At 64.7% G+C, this 26517-nt stretch carries 21 protein-coding genes; 9 read left to right on the top strand and 12 right to left on the bottom strand.

Annotated features, from left to right (window positions below):
- Positions 1–38: 38 nt before the first annotated feature.
- Genes Q2941_RS15840 through cnbZ form a run of 4 tightly spaced genes read left to right on the top strand, consistent with a single transcriptional unit; the run spans position 39 to position 5011 of the window.
- Positions 39–2621 carry an ATP-binding protein gene (locus Q2941_RS15840; protein WP_458193050.1) on the top strand — a complete coding sequence of 861 codons (2583 nt, stop codon included), beginning with the start codon at positions 39–41 and terminating at the stop codon, positions 2619–2621.
- Positions 2618–3007 carry a response regulator gene (locus tag Q2941_RS15845; RefSeq protein ID WP_027525497.1) on the top strand — a complete coding sequence of 130 codons (390 nt, stop codon included), beginning with the start codon at positions 2618–2620 and terminating at the stop codon, positions 3005–3007. Before Q2941_RS15840 ends, Q2941_RS15845 begins: the two co-directional genes overlap by 4 nt.
- Entirely contained in the window at positions 3004–4257 is a 1254-nt protein-coding gene (locus Q2941_RS15850; protein ID WP_458193051.1) for an adenylate/guanylate cyclase domain-containing protein, read from the top strand. The genes Q2941_RS15845 and Q2941_RS15850 overlap by 4 nt, the downstream gene beginning before the upstream one ends.
- Before the next feature lie 10 nt (positions 4258–4267).
- Entirely contained in the window at positions 4268–5011 is a 744-nt protein-coding gene (cnbZ, locus tag Q2941_RS15855; RefSeq protein ID WP_027525495.1) for a 2-amino-5-chloromuconate deaminase CnbZ, read from the top strand.
- A 175-nt stretch (positions 5012–5186) separates the two neighbouring features.
- On the opposite strand, the gene Q2941_RS15860 is transcribed toward cnbZ, so the two are convergent.
- The 12 genes from Q2941_RS15860 to Q2941_RS15915 form a co-directional block, all read right to left on the bottom strand.
- Complete coding sequence (locus Q2941_RS15860; protein ID WP_458193052.1) at positions 5187–6074, bottom strand: ABC transporter permease; 888 nt, start codon at positions 6072–6074, stop codon at positions 5187–5189.
- A 3-nt stretch (positions 6075–6077) separates the two neighbouring features.
- Complete coding sequence (locus Q2941_RS15865) at positions 6078–7019, bottom strand: ABC transporter permease (RefSeq protein ID WP_027525493.1); 942 nt, start codon at positions 7017–7019, stop codon at positions 6078–6080.
- A gap of 154 nt (positions 7020–7173) precedes the next feature.
- Positions 7174–8682 (bottom strand): ABC transporter substrate-binding protein, encoded by a 1509-nt coding sequence (locus Q2941_RS15870; protein WP_458193053.1) that lies wholly within the window; start codon positions 8680–8682, stop codon positions 7174–7176.
- Between the two features lie 23 nt (positions 8683–8705).
- Positions 8706–9812 (bottom strand): ABC transporter ATP-binding protein, encoded by a 1107-nt coding sequence (locus tag Q2941_RS15875; RefSeq protein WP_458193054.1) that lies wholly within the window; start codon positions 9810–9812, stop codon positions 8706–8708.
- A complete protein-coding gene (locus Q2941_RS15880) occupies positions 9812–10801 on the bottom strand; it encodes an ABC transporter ATP-binding protein (RefSeq protein WP_027525490.1) in 990 nt (329 codons plus the stop codon). The genes Q2941_RS15875 and Q2941_RS15880 overlap by 1 nt, the downstream gene beginning before the upstream one ends.
- Positions 10798–11508 carry a DUF1028 domain-containing protein gene (locus tag Q2941_RS15885; protein WP_027525489.1) on the bottom strand — a complete coding sequence of 237 codons (711 nt, stop codon included), beginning with the start codon at positions 11506–11508 and terminating at the stop codon, positions 10798–10800. The genes Q2941_RS15880 and Q2941_RS15885 overlap by 4 nt, the downstream gene beginning before the upstream one ends.
- An 18-nt stretch (positions 11509–11526) precedes the next feature.
- Complete coding sequence (locus Q2941_RS15890; RefSeq protein ID WP_458193055.1) at positions 11527–13332, bottom strand: gamma-glutamyltransferase family protein; 1806 nt, start codon at positions 13330–13332, stop codon at positions 11527–11529.
- An 88-nt stretch (positions 13333–13420) separates the two neighbouring features.
- Entirely contained in the window at positions 13421–14410 is a 990-nt protein-coding gene (locus Q2941_RS15895; RefSeq protein ID WP_458193056.1) for an ABC transporter ATP-binding protein, read from the bottom strand.
- On the bottom strand, positions 14407–15393 hold the full coding sequence (locus Q2941_RS15900; RefSeq protein WP_458193057.1) for an ABC transporter ATP-binding protein: 987 nt from the start codon (positions 15391–15393) through the stop codon (positions 14407–14409). The genes Q2941_RS15895 and Q2941_RS15900 overlap by 4 nt, the downstream gene beginning before the upstream one ends.
- A 13-nt stretch (positions 15394–15406) precedes the next feature.
- Positions 15407–16378 (bottom strand): ABC transporter permease, encoded by a 972-nt coding sequence (locus Q2941_RS15905; RefSeq protein ID WP_027525485.1) that lies wholly within the window; start codon positions 16376–16378, stop codon positions 15407–15409.
- Between the two features lies 1 nt (position 16379).
- Positions 16380–17360, bottom strand: coding sequence for an ABC transporter permease (locus Q2941_RS15910; RefSeq protein ID WP_458193058.1), 981 nt, complete (start codon positions 17358–17360; stop codon positions 16380–16382).
- A gap of 100 nt (positions 17361–17460) precedes the next feature.
- A complete protein-coding gene (locus Q2941_RS15915) occupies positions 17461–19062 on the bottom strand; it encodes an ABC transporter substrate-binding protein (RefSeq protein WP_458193059.1) in 1602 nt (533 codons plus the stop codon).
- A gap of 306 nt (positions 19063–19368) precedes the next feature.
- Here Q2941_RS15915 and Q2941_RS15920 point away from each other — a divergent pair, with 306 nt between their 5' ends.
- From Q2941_RS15920 to Q2941_RS15940, 5 genes are all read left to right on the top strand, one after another.
- Positions 19369–19626: a DUF6489 family protein gene (locus tag Q2941_RS15920; RefSeq protein ID WP_027525482.1), complete on the top strand. Its 258-nt coding sequence runs from the start codon at positions 19369–19371 to the stop codon at positions 19624–19626.
- Positions 19626–20426 (top strand): esterase/lipase family protein, encoded by an 801-nt coding sequence (locus Q2941_RS15925; protein ID WP_458193060.1) that lies wholly within the window; start codon positions 19626–19628, stop codon positions 20424–20426. The genes Q2941_RS15920 and Q2941_RS15925 overlap by 1 nt, the downstream gene beginning before the upstream one ends.
- Before the next feature lie 47 nt (positions 20427–20473).
- A complete protein-coding gene (locus Q2941_RS15930; RefSeq protein WP_458193061.1) occupies positions 20474–22024 on the top strand; it encodes a wax ester/triacylglycerol synthase family O-acyltransferase in 1551 nt (516 codons plus the stop codon).
- 22 nt (positions 22025–22046) lie between these two features.
- Positions 22047–23042 (top strand): alpha/beta fold hydrolase, encoded by a 996-nt coding sequence (locus tag Q2941_RS15935; RefSeq protein WP_458193062.1) that lies wholly within the window; start codon positions 22047–22049, stop codon positions 23040–23042.
- A gap of 138 nt (positions 23043–23180) precedes the next feature.
- Positions 23181–26417, top strand: a complete 3237-nt coding sequence (locus tag Q2941_RS15940; protein WP_458193063.1) for a bifunctional cytochrome P450/NADPH--P450 reductase — start codon at positions 23181–23183, stop codon at positions 26415–26417.
- Positions 26418–26517: the final 100 nt, after the last annotated feature.

Genomic DNA, 26517 nt, shown 5'->3' on the forward strand with positions numbered 1-26517 from the left:
AAGAGACAAGTCCGGGCCTTCTTGCTAGATTCGGCGGAATGAGTATTTCCCTCCATCCCGACACACCGCAGGGCCGGTCGCTGCCTGGTAGCGCAGGGGCAAGCGATGCCGCGTCCGGCGAGGGCCCGCGGCCCGGGATCCGGACCCGGCTGTTCACCAAGTATGTCGGGCTGTTCGTGGCCGTGGTGGCCGTTGCGCTGCTCGCCAACGGGCTCTTCGAGGTGTTCTTCTATTATCGTGAGCACAAGGCCGCGCTGATCCGCGTTCAGCGCGAGCAGGCCGAGGCGGCCGCCGCCAAGATCGGCCAGTTCGTCAAGGAGATCGAGAGCCAGCTTGGCTGGACCACGCAACTGCCGTGGTCGGCCGGCTCGATCGAGCAGCGCCGCTTCGATGCGCTGCGGCTTCTGCGCCAGGTTCCGGCCATCACCGAGCTCGCCCAGGTCGATTCGACTGGCAAGGAGCGCTTGCGCGTCTCGCGCCTGGCGATGGACGTCGTCGACAGCGGGATCGATCTCTCCAAGGATGCGAAATTCACCGAGGCCGTTGCGCACAAGGTCTATTACGGGCCTGTCTATTTCCGGCGGGAGTCCGAGCCGTACATGACGCTGGCGCTGGCCGGCACGCGCAAGGACGCCGGCGTCAGCATCGCGGAAGTCAATCTCAAGCTGATCTGGGACGTCGTCTCGCAGATCAAGGTCGGCGAGCACGGGCATGCCTATGTGGTGGGCTCGCAGGGCCGGCTGATCGCGCATCCCGACATCAGCCTGGTGTTGCGCAACACCGACATGTCCAGGCTCGAGCAGGTGCGCGCCGCGCAGGCCGGCGGCGGGACCATGCCTGACTCGTTGCAGGAGGCGACGAATATCCAGGGACAGAAGGTGCTGACGGCGTCTGCGCCGATCGCGCCGCTGGGCTGGACCATGTTCGTGGAGCTTCCGGTCGAGGAAGCCTATGCCTCGCTCTATGCCTCCCTGCAACGTCTCGCCATCGTGCTGCTCGCAGCATCCATCTTCGCAGTGCTCGCAGGGATTTTCCTGGCGCGGCGCATGGTCGGCCCGATCCAGGCACTGCGCACCGGCGCCGAGCGCATTGGCGGCGGCGACTTCTCGCAGCGCATCTCGATCAAGACCGGCGATGAGCTGGAAGGGCTCGCCAACCAGTTCAACGACATGGGCGCGCGGCTGCAGGAATCCTATGCGGACCTCGAGAACAAGGTCGAGCAGCGCACGGCGGAACTGAGCGAATCCCTACAGCAGCAGACTGCGACCGCCGACGTGCTCAAGGTGATCAGCCGTTCCGCGTTCGATCTGAAATCCGTGCTGACGACGCTGACGGAATCAGCGCAGGCGCTGTGCGGCGCCTCGCTCGGCATCATCTGCCTGCGCGATGGCGAGGTGATGCGGCTCAAGGCCGAGTCGGGCTGCACGCAAGCCTTCATCGATTTCATGGAGGCTCACCCGATCAGGCCGGGACGTGAGACCATCACCGGCCGCGTCTTCATGGACGGCAAGCCGGTTCACGTTCCCGACATTCGCGAGGACTCCGAATATAATTTCGGACAGGCGCCTGTGATCGGCCTCTATCGTGCCGTGCTCGCCGTGCCGCTGATGCGCGACAAGGCGGTTGAAGGTGTGCTTTTGCTGGGACGGCCTGATCCGGGCCCCTTCAGCCAGCGCCAGATGGACCTCGTCCAGACCTTCGCCGACCAGGCGGTCATTGCGATCGAGAATGTGCGCCTGTTCGAGCAGGTCCAGGAGCGCACCAAGGAGCTCTCCCAATCCCTCGACGAGCTGCGCACTGCGCAGGACCGCCTGATCCAGACCGAGAAGCTGGCGTCGCTGGGGCAGCTTACCGCCGGCATCGCGCACGAGATCAAGAACCCACTCAACTTCGTCAACAACTTCTCCTCGGTATCGACGGAGTTGATCGACGAACTCAACGAGGTCCTGCAATCGGTAGGCCTTAACGACAAGACCAAGGAGGAGGTCGCCGAGCTCACCCACATGCTCAAGGGCAATCTTGAAAAGGTGGTACAGCACGGCAAGCGCGCCGATTCCATCGTCAAGAACATGCTCTTGCATTCGCGCGAAGGCTCGGGCGAGCGGCGGGCGGCGGACATCAACACGCTCGTTGAGGAGAGTCTCAATCTTGCCTATCACGGCGCGCGCGCCGAAAAGCCGGGCTTCAACATCACGCTCAAGCGCGACCTCGATCCGGCCGCCGGCATGCTCGACATCTATCCGCAGGAGATCACCCGCGTCTTCCTCAACCTGATCTCGAACGGCTTCTATGCCGCGACCAAGCGCAAGGAGAGCGAGGGCGGCGCTTTCGAGCCGACGCTGAGCGCCTCAACCAGGAACCTCGGCAACAGGGTCGAAATCAGGATCCGCGACAACGGCACCGGCATCCCGCCCGAGGTGAAGGAGAAAATGTTCAATCCCTTCTTCACCACCAAGCCGGCCGGCGAGGGAACCGGGCTCGGCCTGTCCATGAGTCACGACATCGTGGTGAAACAGCATGGCGGCACGGTCGACGTAAATACAGAGCCGGGCGCTTTCACTGAATTCATCATTACGCTGCCGCGCATGCTGGCAGAAGGCAATACCGGAGGCAGGAATTGAACGTCTACATCCTTGTCGTCGACGACGAGCCCGACGTTGAGGCGCTGTTTCGTCAGCAGTTCCGGCGCGACCTGCGCGCGGGCCGTTTCCAGATGGAGTTTGCCCCGTCCGCGCCGGTGGCGATCGAACGCGCCGTCGAAGTGCGCGATCCCTCGCTGATCCTGATCCTCTCCGACATCAATATGCCCGGCATGAGCGGGCTCGACATGTTGCCGAAAGTGCGCGCAGAACGCCCGGATGTGCCCGTGATCATGATCACGGCCTACGGCGATGCGGAAACACGGCGGAAGGCGATCGAGCGCGGCGCGGTCGGGCTTCTGACCAAGCCGATCGATTTTGCGCTGCTGCGGCAGGAGATCGACACAAGGCTCGAGCAAGCAGCATGACATCCACGATTCTCGTTGTCGATGATGAGCCCGATCTGGAGGCGCTGGTCCTCCAGAAGTTTCGCGGGCAGATTCGCGAGGGACTCGTCAGCTTCTTGTTTGCCCATGATGGCGTCGAGGCGCTGCAATTGATCGAGCTGCATCCGCATGTCGACCTGGTGGTATCAGACATCAACATGCCGCGGATGGACGGATTGTCGCTGCTCCAGAAGCTCCAGGAGACCGAGGACAAGAAGTCGACGATCATCGTCTCGGCCTATGGCGACATGAGCAACATCCGCACCGCGATGAACCGCGGCGCCTTCGACTTCCTCACCAAGCCGATCGACTTCGCCGATCTGGAGACCACGATCCAGAAGACCATCCGCCACGTCGAGACGCTGCGCGAGGCGCGGCGACGGCAGGCGGAGGCCGAACGCGCCCATGCCTCGCTGTCGCGCTACTTCTCGCCCGAGATCGCCAAGCGCCTGGCCGCGGCAAGCGGCGAGAGCGACGGCATGGAGGTGCAATGGCGCGACGTCGCGACCATTTTCACCGACATTACCGGCTTCACGACCCTGGTCGAGAGCGCGGCGCCGGAGACGCTGGGCGAGCTCCTCAACGCCTATGTGGGCGGCATGACCGACATCGTGTTCGAGCACGAGGGCACGGTTGCAAAGATCATCGGCGATGCCATCCAGGTGCTGTTCAACGCGCCCGGCGATCAGCCAGATTTCGCAACGCGTGCGGTCGCCTGCGCCCACGATCTCGATAAATGGGCCGAAGACTTTCGCCTGCGCTGGAAGGACAAGGGCGTCAATTTCGGCACGACGCGCATCGGCGTCCATGCCGGGCCCGCGCTGGTCGGTAATTTCGGCGGGAGCCGATTCTTCGATTACACCGCCTATGGCGATACCATCAACACGGCGGCGCGGCTGGAAGCCGCCAACAAGTATCTGGGCACGCGCATCTGCGTCAGCGCCACCATCGCCAAGGGAGCCTCGAATTTTCGGGGCCGGCCCGTGGGCGACCTCATGCTGCGCGGCCGCAGCGAGCCGCTGCGCGCCTTCGAGCCGCTGCCGCCGGCAAGATTCGAAACACCTCTGACGACGCAGTACTCCGAAGCCTTCGCCAAGCTTGAAGCCGGCGACGTCGCGGCCATGCCGGCCTTCGCCGCGCTGGTCGGCATGCACGCCGACGATGCGCTGGCCGGCTTCCACCTCAAGCGCCTGCTCAACGGCGCCAAGGGCGTCCGCATGCAACTGGAATAGGGATTGGAAAATGACCCGCGAATTCGCCGCCGGCAACTATCGCTTCATTCCGTCCGTATTCCAGTATTCGGCGGGCGCCGCCGCCGATCCCGGCTACGAGATCGAGCGGGTTCGCTTCGATCGTCTGGTGCCGCTGGCGGAGGGATTTTCGCTGGCCGCCAAATTCATCCGGGAGGCGGGGAGGCCGCTAACGGCGTTCTGCGCCGGCGAGCTGCGCTCGCCGGCCGCGTTTACGGAAGAAGGCTTCCGCAACTTCAATCTGCACTACGTCAAGACGCTGTCCGAATGGGGCATTTTCGACGGCACCACCAATCCGGTGGCACGCAGCAATGTCTGTCCCGAGATTGATCCGCCCGCCGAGCCATCCTTCCAAGCGTTCTCCTTCACGCGGCCGACGCGATCGAGCACGCCGACCTTCGTGATCGCCGGCGGCGCCGAGGCGCGGGAGGGTAGCGGCAGCTATGTCGAGCGCACCGTGCGCTATCGCGACCTCAGCCCGGAGGGGATCACGGAGAAGGTCCGCTTCACCACCGCGCAGATGGAGAGCCGCCTTGCGGCATTCGGCTTCGGTTGGAAGGAGACGACCGCCGTGCAGGCCTATTCGATCCGCAATTTCCACCACGCGCTGGGCGACGAGCTAGTCCGCCGCGGCGCTCTACGCTCGGGGCTCACCTGGCATTTCGCGCGGCCGCCGGTCGTCGATCTCGAATTCGAGATGGATTGCCGCCGCGTGGTGCGCGAGGTCGTGATCTAGCTTCTGGCGCCGCGTGCACTGCCCCATCTCTCCCAAGGGGAGAGGTCGGCGCGAAGCGCCGGGTGAGGGGTTACGCTCTATCGATGGACCTGACCCCCTCACCCGAATTGCTGCGCAATTCGACCTCTCCCTCCGGGAGAGGTGCTCGGACCGGCGACGACTTTGTCACTTCACCTTAGCGCTGGCGCGGATCGAGCGCGTCGCGCAGGCCGTCGCCGAGCAGGTTCAGGGACAGCACCACCAGGAAGATCGCGAGGCCAGGCCAGATCGCCATCCACGGCGCCTGCGTCAGGAAGCGCTGGGCGGCGTTGAGCATGCTGCCCCAGGACGGCGCCGGCGGCTGCTGGCCGAGGCCAAGGAACGACAGCGCGGCCTCCGCGATGATGGCCGCGGCGATCGACAGCGTCGCCTGGACCAGCAGCGCCGGCAGGATGTTGGGCAGGATGTGGGCGAACGCGATCCGCCAGGAGGGGTTGCCGAGGGCGCGCGCCGCCTCGACATAGTCCTCGGCCTTGACGCTCAGCACCTGCCCGCGGGTGAGGCGAATGAATACCGGAGTAGCCGAGATGCCGATCGCGATCATGGCGTTACCGAGGCTCGGGCCCAGGAACGCCGCGAGCGCGATAGCGAGGATCAGGAACGGGCATGCGAGCATCGCATCGGTGATCCGGCTGATCAGCGCGTCGGTGAAGCCGCCGCGGTATCCGGCAAGCAGGCCGAGCGGTACGCCGATGCCAAGCGCGATCGCGACCGAGATGGCACCGGCGAGCAGCGAGGCGCGCGCGCCGTAGACGACGCGACTCAATATGTCGCGGCCGAGCTCATCGGTGCCGAACCAATGTAGCGCGGTGGGGGCTTTTCGCACGAGGCTCCAGCTCGTGGCAACGGGATCATACGGAACGATCAACGGCGCCAGCAGAGCCAACAGGATGAACGCCGTCATCACGACGAGCCCCGCGACCGCCGCCTTGCGCTTGAACAGGCGCCGCCGCGCGCGGCGTGCGGGGCTGTCGAGCTCGCTCGTATCAGTGGCGGGATTGGTTGAAAGCACCGCGTCGGCCATGGCCTAGCCCCTCAGCCGCGGATTGACGAGGATATAGGCGATGTCGGCGATCAGGTTGAGCGTGATGTAGATCGTCGCGGTGACCAGCACGACACCTTGGACGACTGCATAGTCGCGGTTGAACACCGCGTCGACGATCAGCTTGCCGAAGCCGGGAATGGAAAAGATCTGCTCAGTCAGCACCGCGCCCGACAGCAGCGTGCCGAGTTCGAGCGCACCAAGCGTGATCACCGGCGTCAGCGCATTGCGCATGGCGTGCTTGAGGATGACCGTCCGCTCCAGGAGGCCCTTGGCGCGCGCGGTGCGGACATAGTCGCTCTCCAGCACCTGGAGCATGGCGCTGCGCGTATGCCGCATCAGGATCGCGGCGATGGCGTTGCCGAGCACGAAGGCCGGCATGATCGTGGCGGCAAGGCTCGCGCGCCAGTCCTCCGTCAGCGGCACATAGCCGGAGGCCGGCAGCCAGCCGAGCTCGATCGAGAACAGGAAGATCAGCATGATGCCGAGCCAGAAGTTCGGCGTCGAGATGCCCCACAGCGCAAACAAATTGGCGCCGTAGTCCCAGGCGGTACCTTTCTTGACCGCCGAGACGATGCCCGCGGGAATGCCGATCAGGAACGCGATCAGGATCGCCATCGACGCAAGCTGCAGCGTCACCGGAAGCTTTTGCGCGATCAGCGCGCGCACCGGCATCTTGTTGCGCAGGGACTCGCCGAAGTCGCCGGTCAGAACCCCTTTTACCCAATAGGCGTATTGGACGGGGATGGGCTGATCGAGCCGGTATTGCTTGCGGATCTGCGCGATCACGGCGGGATCACGCTCCTCGCCGGCCATCACCAGCGCCGGATCGCCCGGCAGGAGTTGCTGCAGCGAGAAGATCAGCACCGACACGAAGAACAGCGTCGGTATGATCTGCGCAAGACGGCGGGCGAGGAAGTTCAGCATGGACGCTCCCATGTCCCGGGCGCGGCGCAACATGCAATGTTGCGACGCTGAACCGGGATCCATGCGTCATTGTTTGGGGCTCTGGGTCCCGGCTCTGCGGTGCGGCGCTCGCGCGCCGCGCCGCGTCCGGGACACGAGAGGGTAGCCAAGCGCGTCACTTCAGCTTGAGGCCGACGACGCGAACGAGGCCGTCCGGCATCTGCTTGTAACCTTCAAGCCTGGTGGTGTGGGCGATGATGATGCGGCGGTGGTAGAGATAGAGGATCGGCTCCTCCTCCTGGACCAGCTTCGCCAGAGTCTCGTAGATCGCCTTGCGCTTGTCGGGATCGCTGACGAGGCGGGCCTCCTCGAGCGCCTTGTCGGCCTGTGCATTGTTCCACGCGCCATAGTTCTGCGGGGCATCACTGTGCAGGAAGATGTAGGAGTTGCCGTCGGGATCGACGCGGCCGCTCCAGGCGAGCATGAAGGCCTGATAATCGCCGGCCTCGGCCTGCTTGAGCCCGGTCGCAAACTCAGTGACACGGATCTTCATGTCGAAACCGGCTTCCGCCACCATCGACTGGATCACCTGCGCCGGCGTTTCGGTTTCCGCGCCTTTCGGCACCAGGAAATCGACGCTGACGGGCGGCGTCACGCCGGCCTCCTTCAACAGCGCCTTGGCCTTCTCCACATTGCGGGCGCGGACCGGAACGGCCTTCTGATAGAAGGGATGATCGGGATTGACCCATTGGTTGCCGACCTGAAACTCGCCGTTGAAGACGACCTGGTTGATCGCCTCGCGGTCGATGGCAAGGTCGAGCGCCTGGCGCACCTTGGCGGACTGGCTGAGCGGCCCCTTGGCCTTGTCCTTGCCGATGTTGAGCGTGACGCCCTGATAGCCGAGCTCGATGGCAGTGGCGACCTTCAGCCGCGAGTCGGCCCGCACGTCCTTCAGATCGGTCGCGAGCACGCGCTCGATCAGATCGAGCCCGCCGGATTTCAGATTGGCAAGCCGCACGGTGGAATCGACGATCGGCTGGAACACGACGCGGTCGATGAAGACATTATCCTTGTTCCAATAGTCGGCGAACTTCTCGAACACGATGCGGTCCTGCTGCACGCGCTCGACGAACTTGTAGGGTCCGGCGCAGACCGGATGCAGGCCGAACTTGTCGCCTTCGGCTTTCGCAGCCTTCGGCGAGACCATCATGCCGGCGCGGTCGGTGAGCTGCGCGAGCAGCGGCGAGAATGGCGCCTTCAGCACCAGCCTGATCGTGAGGGGATCGACCACCTCGACATGGTCGACCGAGGCGAGCTCGGGCTTGCGGAACGAACCCGGGAAGGTGAGGTGTCGCTCAAGCGAGAACTTTGCGGCCTCCGCGTCGAACGGCTCGCCATCATGGAATTTCACGCCGGGCCGAAGCTTGATCACGAGCGCCTTGCCGTCGTCTGCGGTCTCGCTGGACAACGCGAGCTGCGGCACGATGTTGAGCTTCTCGTCGATGTCGAACAGCTTGTCGCAGAATGCGGCGAACACGATGCGACCGACATAGGTGCGCGCCATGGTCGGATCGAGGATATCGGGGTCCTCGGCAAGGCCGATGCGCAGCGTGGTCTGGGCCTGGGCGGCGCCGAGTGACACCAGCAAGGTGGCGGCGGTCGCCGCGAGACGGAACATCTTCATTGCATCACCTTCATGGCTATCGGCTATCTCGGTGTGACCGGTGCATCTTGTATACCAACCCCGGAGGGGCCAGCGCCTTCCGTCTTTCGGCTGAAGGCTGCGACCAATTTCGCGAGCTCCGGCGACATAGCGTGCGGGGCGGGCAGGATGGCATCGGCCGGTGGCAGCTCCGCGACGCGGTGACATGCCGTGGCATGGCCGCTGCTATCAGCCAAAAGTTGCGGTGCCTCGCTACGGCAGCGGTCGACCACGAACGGGCAGCGGGTGTGGAAGCGGCACCCCGTCGGCGGATTGAGCGCGCTCGGCATCTCGCCCTTGAGCAGGATGGTGCTTCGCTTTGCGTGCGGCTGCGGCAGGGGAATCGCCGACAACAGCGCGCGGCTATAGGGATGGCGCGGCGCGGCGAACAGTGCGTCGGCGTCGGCCGTCTCAACGATGCGACCGAGATTCATCACGGCGACGCGGTCGGCGATGTGCTTCACCACGGCAAGATCGTGCGACACGAAGATGTAGGCGAGGCCAAGGCGATCCTGCAACTCGCGCAGCAGGTTCAGGATCTGCGAGCGGATCGACACGTCGAGCGCCGAGACCGGCTCGTCGCAGATGATCAGCCTGGGCTCGACCGCCAGCGCCCGCGCAATCGCGATGCGCTGACGCTGCCCGCCGGAGAATTCGTGCGGATAGCGGCGCGCGAGCCTCGGCTCCAGCCCGACCAGCCGCAACAACTCGGCAGCGCGCTCGCGGCGGCACGATGGCGGGACCAGGTCATGCAGCGCGAGCGGCTCGGTCAGAATCTGGCCGACGGTCATGCGCGGGTTGAGCGAGGCGTAAGGATCCTGAAAGATGATTTGCGCCTTTCGGCGGAAGGTGCGCAGCGCATTGGCGTCGAGCGCGAGCAGATCACGACCCTCGAAACGGACGCTGCCGGCATCCGGCTCGATCAGCCGCAGCACCAGCCGGCTGACCGTCGATTTGCCGCAGCCGGATTCACCGACCAGCGCGAGCGTCTTGCCGGTTTCGAGCGCAAAGCTGACCCCGTCGACGGCCTTGACGAGGGCCTTGGGCCTGCCGAGCAACGAGCGCTCGGCAACGAAATGCTTGACCAGATTTTCGACCTCGAGCAGCGCCATCACGACACCAGTTGCTCGAGCGGCGCGCGGATGCAGCGCGAGAGGTGGCCGGGGCTGACTTTCGCGAGTGGCGGCGGCGCCTTGGTGCAAGCCTGAAGCACGAACGGGCATCTCGCCGCAAAGCGGCAGCCGGCCGGCGGCTGCGCCATGTTCGGCACCATGCCTTCGATCGTTGCAAGCTGCTCGGCGCGGTGGTCGAGGCGCGGGATCGAGCCGAGCAGCCCGACGGTGTACGGATGCTGCGGCGAGGCAAACAATTCGTCCACCGGCGCGCGCTCGACGATCTCGCCGGCATACATCACCGCCACCTCGTCGCAGACCTCGGCGACGACGCCGAGATCATGGGTGATCAGGATAATGGCAGCGCCGCTTGCCGCCTTCAATTCGCGCATCAGCTCCAGGATCTGTGCCTGCAAGGTGACATCGAGCGCGGTGGTCGGCTCGTCGGCGATCAAAAGGCGGGGGTCGCAGGCGAGCGCCATCGCGATCATCACGCGCTGGCGCATGCCGCCGGAGAGCTTGTGCGGATATTCGTCGATGCGCCGCTCGGGCGAAGGGATATGGACGCGGCGGAGCAGCTCGATCGCCCGCTCGCGCGCACTCTTCCTTGTGCCGCCGCGGTGGCGCAGGATCGCCTCGATGATCTGGTCGCCGATGGTGAAGCTCGGATTGAGCGAGGTCATCGGCTCCTGGAAGATCATCGCGAGCCGGTTGCCGCGCAGGTCGCGCAGGCTCTTGTCGGAGCTTTGCAGGAGATCAACGCCATCGAAGCGGATGTTGCCGGTGACCTCGCTGGTCTGCTTCGGCAACAGTCCCATGATCGCAAGCGACGTCACGCTCTTGCCGCAGCCGGATTCGCCGACGAGACCGAGCGTCGCGCCATTGGCGACACTGAGATCGACGCTGTCCACCGCGTGGGTGATGCGGCCATCGTCGCCGTGGAAGCGGACGCGCAGGCCCTCGATCTCGATGAGGGGCGCCGCGCTCATTGCTCGGTCGCGCGGGCGGCCGCGATGCGGGCGTCGATCACCGCGCGATCGGTGATCCCCGCGGGGTTCCGGCGCGTCGGCAGGGAGTCGCGGAAGTGTACCCAGAGTTCGTTGCTGACCTGCTCGAGCCGTGCCAGCTCGGCGAGCGGATCGGGATGATCGTCGACGCGCAGGTCGAGCGCGGACCATTCCTCCTCGCCATGGATCAAGAGCGCAGCAGACTGCTTGCCACGCTTGTCGCCGCCTGCGGCTTCGCCGGCGCGCATCGCCGCCAGCAGGCGGCGCGGGAAGGGCAGGCTGTCATTGGCGATGTAGGTCTTCGCCGTCTCGCTGAGGACATCAGGACCGGCAAGCATGTTGCCGGCAATGGAGAAGCCGCTTCCCGCCGTGTGTCCGCACCAGTCGATGCAGTCGCGGCCGGTGTGCGCCGCGACCTCGCCACTGGCGTCCATGATGTGGACCTGGCGGCTTTCACGGCCATCATCGGTCGCCAGCAGTGCCGCGAGCACGTCATGCGCATTCAGGGCTTCGCGCAACAGCTTGATGCCGTCGATGCCATAATAGGGATTGACGAAAGCCTGCGTCGCGATGGCGCCAAGGCCAGCGGCGATGAAGGGGACGCGCGCGCCGACGGCGAAGAAGCGCGTCGCAACCGCGATGCCGAATTGGCCGGTGGCAGGATCTCGGGCGATGATCGACCAGGTCATGTCGTGCTCGTCAGCCCTTCAGCGTCCTGCCGCGTAACCCTGCATGCCGCGCGGATTGGCGGCGGCGCGTCGGCGCACCCCGACCCGCGAGGCGGCCGTGAGGCGGCCCTCGGACCAGTCGGGGCCGACCTCCACGATATGCCCGCGCTCGCGCAAATTCGCGATCGTCGCCTTGGGCACGCGGTTCTCCACCACGAGCACGCCGGGGCGCGCGGTGCGCGGCCAGAACGAGATCGGGAAATGCTCGGAATGCCAAGCCGGCGCGTCGATCGCCTCCTGGAGATTGAGGTTGCAATGGACATGCCGCAGGAAGAACTGCGTGATCCACTGATCCTGCTGGTCACCGCCCGGGGATCCCCAGGCGAGATACGGCTCGCCGTCACGCAGCGCCATGGTCGGCGACAGCGTGGTGCGCGGACGCTTGCCCGGCGCGAGCGAGGCGGGGTGACCTTCCTCCAGCCAGAACATCTGGGCGCGGCTGCCGAGACAAAAGCCGAGTTCCGGAATGACCGGCGAGGATTGCAGCCAGCCGCCCGATGGCGTCGAGGACACCATGTTGCCGGCCTTGTCGATGATGTCGAAATGAACTGTGTCGCCGCGCACTTCGCCGAAGCGTCCGACTGTGGGCTCGCCGGCGCCGAGCGCGCCGACCGCCTCGCGCTGGCCTTCGGCGCGGCGCAATTTGACGACCCCGCCAAAGCCCTCGACCGAGCCGGGTCGGAAGTCGAGCGAGGCCTTTTCGGTGACCAGCTTGCGGCGCTCGTCGTTATAGGCATCCGACAAGAGCGTCGCGATCGGGATCTCGTTGAACTTGGGATCGCCGTAGAACTTTTCGCGATCAGCGAAAGCGAGCTTGGCGCATTCGATCTGGAGATGGATGAATTCGGGGCCCGTCGGATCGAGCCCGTCGAGCGCAAAGCCCTTGAGCAGCGCGAGTTGCTGGAGCGTCACCGGACCCTGGCTCCAGACACCGGCCTTGCAGACGGTGTAACGGCCATAATCGTAGGTGAGCGGCGCCTCGATGGTCGGCTGCCAGCGCGCCATGTCGTCGGCCGAGAGCACGCCGCGATGCGGCGAGCCGCTGACGTCCATCACCTCCTGCGTCCGGCAGAACTTGTCGATGGCCTCGGCGACGAAGCCTTGCGACCAGGCGTTCCGCGCGCGCTCGATCTCGGCGTCGCGGCCACCGCCGCCACTTTCGGCTTCGCTAAGGATGCGGGCGTAGGTCGCCGCGAGTGTCTTATTGGTGAAGAGCGTGCCGGGCTTCGGCACCTCGCCGTTCGGAAGATAGACGGCGGCCGAAGTCGGCCAGTGCTTGCGAAACAGCTGCTCGACGGTCTTGATCGTCGCGCAGGCGCGTTCAACCAGCGGATAGCCGTCGCGTGCGTAGGAAATGGCGGGTTCAAGCACGTCGCGCACACGCATCGTGCCGTAGTCACGGAGCAGCAGCATCCAGGATTCGAAGGTGCCGGGGACGCAGGCCGCGAGCAGGCCGGTGCCGGGCACCATGTCGAGCCCTTCGCTCTTGTAGTGCGCGATGGTGGCGCGCGCAGGTGCCGGGCCCTGGCCGCAGATCACCTCGGTGCGGCCGCGTTTGACGTCATGCACGATGATGGGCACGTCGCCGCCGGGGCCATTGAGATGCGGCTCGACCACCTGAAGCGTGAAGGCGGTCGCGACGCCGGCGTCAAACGCGTTACCGCCTTTTTCGAGGATGGCCATGCCGACGGCGGTCGCGATCCAGTGCGTGCTGGCAACGACCCCGAACGTGCCTTCGATCTCGGGCCTCGTCGTGAAGGGATCCGGATTGATGTTGCTGGCCATGGGAGATCACTTTTCTTGTTTGCGCCGGGCGCAATTGATCACAGGCAAGACCCGCTGCCAATTGCGCGGGCGGCATGGCACGCGCGCGTCACGCCGGTACCGGCGCGGCGTTGACGGCGTGGCAGGCGACGCCGTCGATCAGTTGCGGCGTCTCCTTTCGGCAGAGATCGAAGGCGAGGGGACAGCGCGGATTGAACGCGCAGCCAGGCGGCGGATCGATCGGGTTCGGGATCTCGCCCTTGACCGGAATACGCTGACGGCCGGACATCGCCAAATCCGGCACCGCACCGAGCAGCATCTTGGTGTAGGGCATGCGCGGGCGCGCAAACAGCTCGCGGCCTTCGGCGATCTCGACGATGCGGCCGAGATACATCACGCCGACGCGGCTCGCCATGTGGCGGACGACCGCAAGGTTGTGGCTGATGAACATGTAGGTGAGGCCGAACTTATCCTGGAGGTCGCGCATCAGGTTGAGGATCTGCGCCTGCACGGACACGTCGAGCGCCGAGGTCGGCTCGTCGCAGACGATAAACTCGGCGTCGGACGCCAGCGCGCGCGCGATCGCGATGCGTTGGCGCTGTCCGCCGGAGAATTCATGCGGATATTTCAGCCGGTCGTCGGGATGCAGCCCCACCAGGCTCAACAATTCGCCGACGCGGGCCTGGATGTCGCGCTCGCCCTGGATCAGGTCGAAGGCGCGGATCGGCTCGGCGATGATGGCGTCGACCCGGAAACGCGGATTCAGACTCGCATAGGGGTCCTGGAAGATCATCTGGATGCGGCGGCGCAAGCGGCGGCGTGCCGGCGCCTGCTTCGGATCGGTCATCGAGACGCCGTCGATCTGGACCTGGCCCGAGCTCGGCGGCAGCAGCCCGACGATCATTCGTGCGACCGTCGTCTTGCCCGAGCCTGATTCTCCGACCAGCGCAAAAGTCTCGCCCTTGTTGATGTCGAAGGTGACGCCGTCGACGGCCTTGAGATATTCGAGATGGCCGCCTTCGAGCACCCGGTTCAGCCACGGTTTCGAGACGTCGAAGACGCGGCGCAGATTTTTGGCCTGGACGAAGGGCGCGCTCATGCTGCGCTCTCCGCAGGAACGTTGTCATAGAGGTGGCAGGCGACTGATTGCGCGCCTTGGACCAGCGGCTCGGGCCGCTCGACCCGGCAGCGGTCGAACGCAAAAGCGCAGCGCGGATTGAAGGAGCAGCCGCGCGGGATCGCCGACAGGCGCGGCATGGAGCCCGGGATCTGAACCAGGCGCTTGTCCTCGCCGGCGAGCGTCGGGATCGCGCCCATCAGGCCCTTGGCGTAGGGGTGCAGCGGATTCTTCACGACGTCCTGCACCGGGCCGATCTCGGCGACGCGACCGGCATACATCACCGCAACGCGGTCGGAGGCCTCCGCGATCACACCCATGTCGTGGGTTACCAGCATCACCGCGGTACCGTGGTCGCGCCCGAGCCGCTTGATCAGCGAGATGATCTGCGCCTGCACGGAGACGTCGAGCGCGGTGGTCGGCTCGTCCGCAATGATCAGCTCGGGCTCGGCACAGATCGCGAGCGCAATCACCACGCGCTGGCGCATGCCACCGGAGAATTCATGCGGGTAGCCGTCGATGCGCTTCTCCGGCGCGGGGATGCCGACCTCGGCGAGGAGATCGATGGCGCGGCGGCGCGCGGCCTGCTCGGACAGGTTCAGATGGGTGCGGATCGTTTCCACGATCTGGTCACCGATCTTGTAGAGCGGGTTCAGCGAGGTCAGCGGATCCTGGAAGATCATGCCGATCCGCTTGCCCCGGACGCGGCGCATCTCTTCCGGCGGCAGATTGTCGATGCGCGTGCCGGCGAGATGGATTTCGCCGCCGGAAATACCGCCGGGCGGGTCGATCAGGCCGATCACCGCGAGCCCGGTGACCGACTTGCCGGCGCCGGACTCGCCGACTACGCCCAGCACCTCGCCCTTGGCGATATCGAAGGAGACGCCGTCGATCGCGCGCAGCGTGCCGCGACGGGAGGCGAACTCCACCTGAAGGTTACGCACGGAGAGAACTGTTTCGGTCATGAACGAGGTGGACTCACCTGAGCTTTGGATTGAGCGCGTCGCGCAGCCAGTCGCCGAGCAGGTTGATGGAGAGAATCAGCGCAGCGAGCGCGAGGCCGGGGAAGGCGACGATCCACCATTCGCCTGCGAACAGATAGTTGTTGCCGATGCGGATCAGCGTGCCGAGCGAAGGCATGGTTTCGGGCATGCCCGAGCCGAGGAACGACAGCGTCGCCTCGGTGATGATGGCGAGCGCCAGGTTGATGGTGGCAATCACAAGGATCGGCCCCATCGTGTTCGGCAGCACATGGCGCAGCATGATCACGGGCGCGGGCAGGCCGATGAGCTGCGCGGCGGCGACATAGTCCTTGTTCTTCTCGACCATCACCGAGCCGCGCACGGTGCGGGCATATTGCACCCAGAAGCTCAGGCCGATGGCGAGCACCAGCACGCCGAGCATGCTCATCTCATCCAGCTTGTTGCCAAGCACCGACTTGGCGATGCCGTTGATCAGAAGCGCGATCAGGATTGCGGGGAAGGAGAGCTGCACGTCGGCCACGCGCATGATCAGGCCGTCGACGGCGCCGCCGAAATAGCCCGCGGTCAGGCCGAGCAGGATGCCGAGCGCGCCGGACAAGACGACGCCGAGAACGCCGACGAGGAGTGAGATCCGCAGGCCGTAGAGGATCGCGGAGAGCACGTCGCGGCCCTGCTCGTCGGTGCCGAGCAGGAACGGGCTCTGGCCATCGGCGGTCCACAGCGGCGAGATGCGCGAGTTCATCAACTGGAGCTGCGCTGGGTCGAAGGGATTTTGCACGGAGAGGAGCGAAGCGAAGATCGCGAGCAGGAAGAACAGCAGCGTCACCGCCGCCGCGATCATCGTGATCCTGGAGCGGCGGAACGAATAGAACAGGTCGCTGTCGAGCGCGCGCTTGAACCAGCCCGTCTGCGCCGCGCCGCGCGCGACGGGCTCTTCCGCCTTGTGCTGAACGACGGCCTCACTCATCTCAATGTGCCCGGCTGACCGTCGAGCGCAGGCGCGGATCGACGATGGTATAGAGGATGTCGACGACGAGATTGATGGTGACGAAAATCAGGGACACCATCATCAAATAGGCCGCCATGATCGGGATATCGACGTTCTGCACGGCCTGCACGAACAGGAGGCCCATGCCGGGCCATTGGAATACGGTCTCGGTGATGATCGCGAATGCAATTACCGAGCCAAACTGCAGGCCGGCCACCGTGATAACGGGAATCAGCGTGTTGCGCAGCGCGTGCCCGAAATGGATTGCCCGTGTCGTCAGCCCACGGGCGCGGGCGAAGCGGATATAGTCGGTGCGCATCACCTCCAGCATCTCGGCACGCACCAGCCGCATGATCAGCGTCAACTGGAACAGGCCGAGCGTGATCGAGGGCATGATGAGCGCCTTCAATCCGGAGAGCGTGAGCAGCCCCGTCGTCCACCAGCCGATACGCACGACCTCGCCGCGGCCGAACGAGGGCAGCCAGCCCAGCGTCACCGAGAACAGGTAGATCAGCAGGATGCCGATCAGGAAGGTCGGCAGCGAGATGCCGATCAGCGAGATCGCCTGGAATGCGTGAGCCAGCAAGGAGTCGCGGCGGAGCGCCGAATAGACCCCCATCAGGATGCCGCCGACCATCGCGAAGATGGTGGCGCAGATCGCGAGCTCCAGCGTCGCCGGCATCCGCTCCATCAACAGGTTCGTGACCGGAAGGCGGAACTGGTAGGAGATGCCGAACTTGAACTGCGCGGCATTGGCGACGTAGCGGCCGAACTGCACGATCACGGGATCGTCGAGGCCAAGCGATTGGCGGATCGCGGCACGTTCGGCACCGGAGGTGTCGATCGACACCATCTGGTTCACGGGATCCCCGGCGAAGCGGAACATCGAAAACGCAATGACGCCTACGGCGATCATGACGCCGACGGCCTGGAGTGCCCTGCGAAGCGTGAAAGCGAGCATTTGGTACCTTCACGTCTCTTCAGCGGTGCGCATCATTGCGTGACCCTAAACGGCAAGTCCCGGAAGCCGAGGCTTCCGGGACTTCACAACTCGTCGACACTTACTCTTCCTGCTTGGTGGCCCAGTAGAGCAGGACCTGGTTGTCCGCGCGCTGAACCAGTTTCACCTTCTTCGATACGCCCCAGGCCAGCGCCTGCTGATGCAGCGGAATATAGGCATAGTCCTTGTTGGCGATCTCGAAGGCCTGTTTGATCAGCAGATTGCGCTTGTTCGCGTCGGGCTCGACCAGAATCTGGTCAGTGAGTGCGTCGACCTGCTTGTTGCAGTAGCCGCCGAGATTGGCTTCGCCGCGGTTGGGATCCTTCGGATCGTCACGACAGCCCATGATGTCGTGCAGCACGTTCTGGGAGTCCATCGTGGCCGGCGTCCAGCCCAGCATGAAGAAGGAGGTCTTGTAGCCGCCGGGCTTCAGCACCTTGGCGAAATACTGCGCCTTGGGCTGCGCCAGCAGGTTCACCTTGACGCCGATGCGCGCGAGCATGCCGACCACGGCCTGGCAGATTGCAGCGTCATTGACGTAGCGATCGTTCGGGCAGTCCATCGTGACCTCGAAGCCATCGGGATAGCCGGCCTCGGTCAAGAGCTTCTTGGCGCCATCGAGATCGAATTTCGGCCGCGTGAACTCCTTCGACAGCGGATAGAGCTCCGGTGCGACCATCAGGGCGGACGGCGTCGAGAGCCCGCGCATGACGCGATTCTTGATCAGCTCGACGTCGATCGCCTTGTAGAAAGCCTCGCGGACGCGGATGTCCTTGAACGGGTTCTTGCCCTTGATGTTCGAGAACAGGAGCTCGTCGCGCGACTCGTCCATGCCGATGAAGATCGTGCGCAGTTCCGGCCCGGAGAGCACCGTCGCATTGGGGCTCGCATTGACGCGCTGGATGTCCTGGATCGGAACCGGCTCGATGACATCGACCTCGCCCGACAACAGCGCCGCGACGCGCGTCGCGTCCGAGGCGATCGGCGTAAAGATGATCTCCTTGAGATTGTGTTCCGGCTTCCTCCAGTAGTTCGGATTAGCCTTGAATACGGTCTTCACGCCGGGCTGATGGCTCTCGATCGTGAAGGGGCCGGTGCCATTCTCGTGCAATGAGGCGTAGCTCGGGGTCGTGGCGGCGACCGGCGTCGGTGCCACCGCATTGTTCGCCTCAGCCCATTTCTTGTCCATGATGTACCAGACGTCCCACTGCCCGTGGAGGATGGGGTTGGGCGAGCTGAGGACGAAATCGACGGTGTAGTCGTCGACCTTGACGACTTTGGCGTCGGCGGGGAGACGGTTCTGCAGGTTCGAACCCTGGGCGCGCACGCGTTCGGCCGAGAACACCACGTCGTCGGCGGTGAAGGGGTCGCCATTGTGGAATTTCACGCCCTTGCGCAGGTGAAAGCGCCACCGGGTCGGCTCCGGTATTTCCCAGCTTTCGGCCAGGGCCGGGATGATCTTCAGGTCCTTGTCCCGCTCGACAAGGCCCTCATAGACGTGGCCGAGATGGGCGTGGGTAGTACTTTCATTGAGCGTGTAGGGGTCGAGCGATTTGAGCTCGCCTTGGTTGGCGTAGCGCAGCGTCTGGCTCATGGCCGGTGAGACCGCCAACGCAAGCGCTGAGGCAAGCGTCATCGCTAAAAGACCCTGACGTACCGACATTCTTGACCCTCTCCACTCCGCCGTGCCGTGATTTTTGATTGTTCGGCCGGCTCATGATTCCATGTTGCCCAGAGTTTTTGCACCGTGCAAGCGCCATTCCAGCAAGGAACGCGCCAACTTCCGCCGCTGTGCAGCAATGCTGACCGATAGTCCGACAGATCGCCCGCCCGCGACATTCGACTTTTGATTGACCATATTGACCGAATGCGGGAGAGGCCATGTGGCGCCCGCATCAGGTCGCTTGCGTCGTACCACAACTCGCGGTGATACTGCGGCAAGGCCGCCCGAATCCGATCAGGAGGGGACATGAAGGTTAACATCGAAATCGACTGCACCCCCCTGGAGGCTCGCCAGTTCTTCGGATTGCCCGACGTGGCGCCGATGCAGACTGCGGTGATGGACAAGTTGCAGCAGCAGGTGCTGAGCAACATCGAGAAGATCTCGCCGGAATCGCTGATCCAGAGCTGGTTCACCTTCGATCCGAAGATCGCCGAGCAGTTTCAGAACATGTTCGTGACGATGGCCGGTCTCGGCGGGCCGCGCAGCGGCGACAAGAAGAAGTAATGAGGCTCGGACAGGATGGAGCGGAGGCGTCGTCCCGGCTTCGTCCGCCGGGCCTTGGTCTCCTGCTCGCGGAAGCGCGCGGCCTGTTCGAATTCAACGCCAGCCTCCTGTTGTCGCCGCTTCTGATGCGGGCGCCGAGGGGCGACGGCCATCCGGTGCTGGCGTTGCCCGGCTTTCTCGCCAGCGACCTGTCGATGGCGCCGATGCGCCGCTATCTGCACGAACTCGGCTATGACGCCCAGGCCTGGCGGATGGGCCGCAATCTCGGCGGGCTGGCGCGCGTTCGCGACGCGCTGCGTGTCCGTCTGACGGAAATTCATGCCGCGACCGGGCGCAAGGTGAGCCTGGTCGGATGGAGCCTCGGCGGCGTCTATGCCCGCGACCTCGCGCTCCAGGCACCCGACATGGTCCGCTATGTCGTCACGCTCGGCAGCCCCTTCGCCAATGACGTGCGGGCGACCAATGCGACGCGGCTCTATGAGACGCTGTCGGGCGAACGGGTCGAGGACTTTTCCGAGCTGCGCGAGGCCATCGCCGGTGACCTGCCGGTGCCGAGCAGCTCGATCTTTTCGCGGAGCGACGGGATCGTGCACTGGCGTACCTGCCAATGCCGGCCTTGCGAGCGTGCCGAGAACATCGAGGTCTATTTCGCGAGCCATATCGGGCTCGGGGTCAACGCCGCAGCGCTCTGGGCCGTGGCCGATCGGCTGGCGCAACCGGAAGGGGAGTTCTGGCCATTCGACCGGGCGGGGCCGTTTGCCATTGCATATGCCCCGCCGGACCCTACAGTAGCGGCCTGACAAGAAGCGCCGGTAAGGCGCCTGTCCAAGATGAGTCGGAGGGAACTATGGGTGACGGTAAGAAGCTGTCGTCGCTGGACGCGTCGTTTCTCTATCTCGAAACGCCGGAAATGCCGATGCATGTCGGCAGCATGGCGATCTTTCGCCTGCCTGACGACTACAAGGGCGACTTCTTCGAAGACTTCAAGGCGATGATCGCCTCGCGGTTGCACATCGCGCCGATCCTGAAAGCGCGCCTCGAAAAGGCGCCGCTCGACATCGACCATCCCTCCTGGGTCGAGGACGACCAGTTCGACATCGACCGTCACATTTTCCGCGCCAGCCTGCCCGCGCCGCGCGACCGCGCGACGCTGGAGCGCATCGTCGGCTGGATGCATGCCAAGCTGTTGAACCGCGCCCGTCCGCTCTGGGAGTTCTACGTCTTCGAGGGCATGAAGGACAACGAGGTCGGCCTTTATTCCAAGATGCACCATGCCGCGATCGACGGCGGCGCCGGCGCTGCCTTGACCAACATGATCTACGACATCTCGCCGGTCCCGCGGACGGTCGATCCGCCGGTGGCCGGCGCGAAGCCGGGCCAGGAGCCGCGCGACATCGCCGCCAATCTGCTCGATTCCTACCAGCAGCTCTTCACCCAGCCACTTGATGCTTCGCAAGCCGCCAAGAACCTGCAGTTGCCGCGCACGGGCAAGAGCGATATCGGCTCGATCCTGTTCGACAATGCGATGTACCAGATCGAAAGCGCGGTGCGCTTTGCCGGCAACATCCCGACCGTGCTCAAGAGCGTCTCCGACGTGCTCGGCAAGATCTCCGATCCGAACTCGCGCGAGAGCCTTGCCAGCATGGTGTCGCCGCCGACCATGTTGAACAAGTCGATCTCCTCCGAGCGCAGCTTTGCCGGCGTCTCGATCCCGCTGTCGCGGGCGAAGGCGCTCGCCAAGCAGGCCGGCGGCAAGCTCAACGATGTCGTGCTCGCGCTCGCCTCCGGCGTAGTGCGGCGCTATCTCCAGCAATACGGCACACTGCCCGCGAAATCGCTCACTGCAGCGGTGCCGATCTCGCTCCGCGAGGAGGGCAACACCGAGGCCAACAACCAGGTGTTCGGCATGATCTGCTCGATCGCCACCAATGTCGACGATCCCAAGGGACGGCTGGAGGCGATCATCGCGCAGTCGACCAAGGCCAAGGAGATGTCGCATCCGCTGCGCGCGCTGATGCCGCAGGTCTCCAACATCTCGATGCTGGGCGCACCGATGATGGTGCAGATCCTGGCGCTGCTCTACAGCCGCTCGAACCTGTCGGACGTGCTGCCGCCGGCGGCCAACATCACGGTCTCCAACGTGCCCGGGCCGCGGCAAACACTTTATGCCGCGGGTGCCGAGCTGCTGCATATCTATCCGGTGTCGATCTCCACCCACGGCCAGGCGCTCAACATCACCGTGCAGAGCTATCGCGACCAGCTCGATTTCGGCTTCATCGTCGGCGCCAACATCATCCCGCATGTGCAGGTGATGTGCGACATGCTGCCGGAGGAGTTCGCCGCGCTGGAAGCGGCCTACGCGCCGCCTGCGGCAGAGGTCAAAGGCGCCGCCGAATAGGAAGTTTGCCAGGACATTTGCAATGATCGACATGCCGCCCCTCAAGTTCGTGCAGACGAACGGAATTCGCATGGGCTACTACGAGGCGGGCCCGACGACCGACAAGCCGCCGATGGTGCTGTGCCATGGCTGGCCGGAGCTCGCCTTCTCCTGGCGTCACCAGATCAAGGCGCTGAGCGAGGCCGGCATCCGCGTGATCGCGCCGGACCAGCGCGGCTATGGCGCGACCGACCGGCCCGAACCGGTCGAGGACTACGACATGGAACATCTGACCGGCGATCTCGTCGGGCTCCTTGATCATCTGAACATCGAAAAGGCGGTCTTCGTCGGGCACGACTGGGGCGGCTTCATCGTCTGGCAGATGCCGCTGCGGCACCTCTCGCGCGTCGCCGGTGTCGTCGGCGTGAATACGCCGCATTGGGACCGTGCGCCGGCCGATCCGATCGAACTGTTCCGCAAGCGGTTCGGCGATCAGATGTACATCGTGCAGTTCCAGGACCCCGCGCGCGAGCCGGACAGGATTTTTAGCAGCCGTGTCGAAGAGACCTTCGATGCCTTCATGCGCAAGCCGGCAGCGCGTCCTCCTGGCGCGCTAGCGGAGGAGCCGATCGCGGGCGTCGGGGCTTCAGCCCGGATCAATCTGGCATTTCCGCAGATGATTGCGAATTACGATGCCAGGCATGATCCGCGCACGCCGATCCTGTCGGCGGAGGAGAAGAAGGTATTCGTCGACACCTTCACCGAGACCGGCTTCACCGGCGGCATCAACTGGTACCGCAACTTCACCCGCAACTGGCAGAATTCGAAGGGGCTGGATCATCACGTGCGCGTGCCGTCGCTGATGATCATGGCCGAGAACGACGCGGTGCTGCCACCGTCCGCCGCCGACGGCATGGAAAAGCTGGTGCCGGATCTGGAGAAATATCTGGTCAGAGATAGCGGCCATTGGACGCAGCAGGAAAAGCCGCAAGAGGTCAGCGCCAAGCTGATCGAATGGCGTAGAAGGCGGTTTGGCTAAGCCGTCGTTGCGGGTCCGTCATTGCGAGGAGCGAAGCGACGAAGCAATCCAGATCTGTCACCGTGGATGCATTTCTGGATTGCTTCGCTTCGCTCGCAATGACGACGTTGAATACCGAGGCAGGGGGTAAACGCGTCAATGTCATCCAAGAATCGTCTGGACCCGATCCCGCAGCCGCCGACCAAGCCGGTGGTCGGCAACATGCTGTCGCTGGATCCGGCCGCGCCCGTGCAGCATCTGACGCGTCTCGCCAAGGAGCTCGGCCCGATCTTCTGGCTCGACATGATGGGGTCGCCGATCGTCTTCGTCTCCGGCCATGATCTCGTCGACGAGCTCTCCGACGAGAAGCGCTTCGACAAGGTGGTGCGCGGCGCGCTGCGCCGGGTGCGCGCCGTCGGTGGCGATGGCCTCTTCACGGCCGATACCAACGAACCGAACTGGAGCAAGGCCCACAACATCCTGCTCCAGCCCTTCGGCAACCGCGCCATGCAATCCTATCACCCGAGCATGGTCGATATCGCCGAACAGCTCGTCAAGAAATGGGAGCGGCTCAACGCCGACGACGAGATCGACGTCGTCCACGACATGACTGCGCTGACGCTTGATACGATCGGTCTCTGCGGCTTCGACTACCGCTTCAATTCCTTCTACCGGGGCGACTATCATCCCTTCGTCGAGTCGCTGGTGCGCTCGCTCGAAACCATCATGATGACTCGCGGCCTGCCGTTCGAGCAGCTCTGGATGCAGAAGCGGCGGAAGACACTCGCCGAAGACGTCGCCTTCATGAACAAGATGGTCGATGAGATCATCGCCGAGCGGCGCAAGAGTGCGGAAGGCTCGGACGACAAGAAGGACATGCTCGCGGCCATGATGACCGGCGTCGATCGTACCACCGGCGAGCAGCTCGACGACGTCAACATCCGCTACCAGATCAACACGTTCCTGATCGCAGGCCACGAGACTACCAGCGGCCTTCTGTCCTACACGATCTATGCGTTGCTCAAGCATCCGGACATTCTCAAGAAGGCCTATGACGAGGTCGATCGCGTCTTCGGTCCTGACGCCAATGCCAAGCCGACCTATCAGCAGGTAACGCAGCTCACCTACATCACGCAGGTCCTGAAGGAGGCGCTGCGGCTGTGGCCGCCAGCGCCTGCCTATGGCATCTCGCCGCTGAAGGACGAGACCATCGGCGGCGGCAAGTACAAGCTGAAGAAGGGCACCTTCACCACGATCCTGGTGACGGCGCTGCAGCGCGATTCCAGCATCTGGGGACCCAACCCCGATGCCTTTGATCCCGAGAACTTTAGCCGCGAGGCGGAGGCCAGGCGCCCCGTCAATGCCTGGAAGCCGTTCGGCAACGGCCAGCGCGCCTGCATCGGTCGCGGCTTTGCCATGCACGAGGCCGCGCTTGCGCTCGGCATGATCCTCCAGCGCTTCCGTCTGATCGACCACCAGCGCTACCAGATGCACCTGAAGGAAACGCTGACCATCAAGCCGGAAGGATTCAAGATCAGGGTCCGTCCGCGCGCCGATCGCGAGCGCGGCGCCTATTCCGGCCCTGCGACTGCGACCACGAGTGTCGGCGCGGCTGCGCCACGCGCCACCACGCGGCCCGGGCACAATACGCCGCTGCTGGTGCTGTATGGCTCCAATCTCGGCACCGCCGAGGAACTGGCAGCGCGCGTTGCCGATCTTGCACAAGTCAACGGCTTTGCCAGCAAGCTTGCGTCGCTGGACGAGTACGCCGGCAAGCTGCCGGAGGAGGGCGGTGTGCTGATCTTCTGCGCCTCCTACAACGGCGCGCCGCCGGACAATGCCACGCAGTTCGTCAAATGGCTCCATGGCGACATGCCGAAGGACGCGCTCTCAAGATTGCGCTACGCCGTGTTCGGTTGCGGCAACAGCGACTGGGCCGCCACCTATCAATCCGTACCGCGCTTCATCGACGAGCAGCTTTCGGCTCATGGCGCGCGCAGCCTCTATGCGCGCGGCGAGGGCGATGCGCGGAGCGATCTCGACGGCCAGTTCGAAAAATGGTTCGCCGCCGCGGCGCCCGCGGCCGTGAAGGAGTGGGGGCTGACGGCGGATTTCAGCCGCAACGCCGACGACGAGCCGCTCTACAAGGTCGAGCCCGTCGCACCCGGCGCCGTCAACGCGATCGCCGCGCTCGGCGGCATGGCGGCGATGAAGGTGCTGGTCAATGACGAGCTCCAGAGCAAGAGCGGTCCCAACCCGTCCGAGCGCTCGACGCGTCATATCGAGGTGCAGTTGCCGCAAGGCGTGAGCTACCGCGTCGGCGACCATCTCAGCGTGGTCCCGCGCAACGATCCGGCGCTGGTCGATGCCGTGGCGCGCCGCTTCGGCTTCCTGCCGGTCGACCAGATCAAGCTGGCGGTGGCCGAAGGCCGCCGCGCGCAATTGCCGGTCGGCGAGAGCGTGTCGGTCGGTCAGCTCCTCACCGATTTCGTCGAGCTCCAGCAGGTCGCGACGCGCAAGCAGATCCAGATTATCTCGGAACACACGCGCTGTCCGGTGACCAAGCCCAAGCTGCTTGCCCTCGTCGGCGACGACGCGGAGGCTGGCGAGCGCTACCGCACCGAGATCCTGGCGAAGCGCAAATCGGTATTCGATCTTCTGGTCGAGTATCCGGCCTGCGAGCTGCCGTTCCACGCCTATCTCGAAATGCTCTCGCTGCTGGCGCCGCGCTATTACTCGATCTCGTCTTCGCCGTCGGTCGATCCCGCAAGATGCAGCGTCACCGTCGGTGTGGTCGGCGGGCCGGCCGCATCGGGCCGCGGCATCTACAAGGGCATCTGCTCGAACTATCTCAGCGATCGTCGCGCTGGCGATACGATCTACGCCATGGTGCGTGAGACCAAGGCCGGCTTCCGCCTGCCGGATGATTCTTCGGTGCCGATCGTCATGATCGGCCCCGGCACGGGCCTTGCGCCATTCCGCGGCTTCCTCCAGGAGCGCGCCGCACGGAAAGCCAAGGGTGCGGCGCTGGGGCCGGCAATGCTGTTCTTCGGCTGCCGCCACCCCGACCAGGATTTTCTCTATGCCGATGAATTGAAGGCATTGTCGGCGAGCGGTGTCACCGAGCTGTTCACTGCATTCTCGCGTGCCGAGGGACCGAAGACCTATGTGCAGCACCTGCTGGCCGCGCAGAAGGACAAGGTCTGGGGCCTGATCGAGCAGGGCGCGATCATTTATGTCTGTGGCGACGGCGGCAAAATGGAGCCCGACGTGAAGGCGGCGCTGGTGGCCATCTATCGCGAGAAGAGCGGCAGCGATGCCGCCGCCGGCGCGGGCTGGATCGAGGAGCTGGGCGCAAAGAACCGCTACGTGCTCGACGTCTGGGCGGGCGGGTAGCCGCCGAATGTGGATTGTAGGGTGGGTTAGTACTACTGAGTCAGTTGGTCGCGGCGGCTTAGGTGTGAGAATCAAGTATCTGTAGGGATTCAGAATTTGG

The organism is Bradyrhizobium sp. UFLA05-153 (assembly GCF_054185185.1).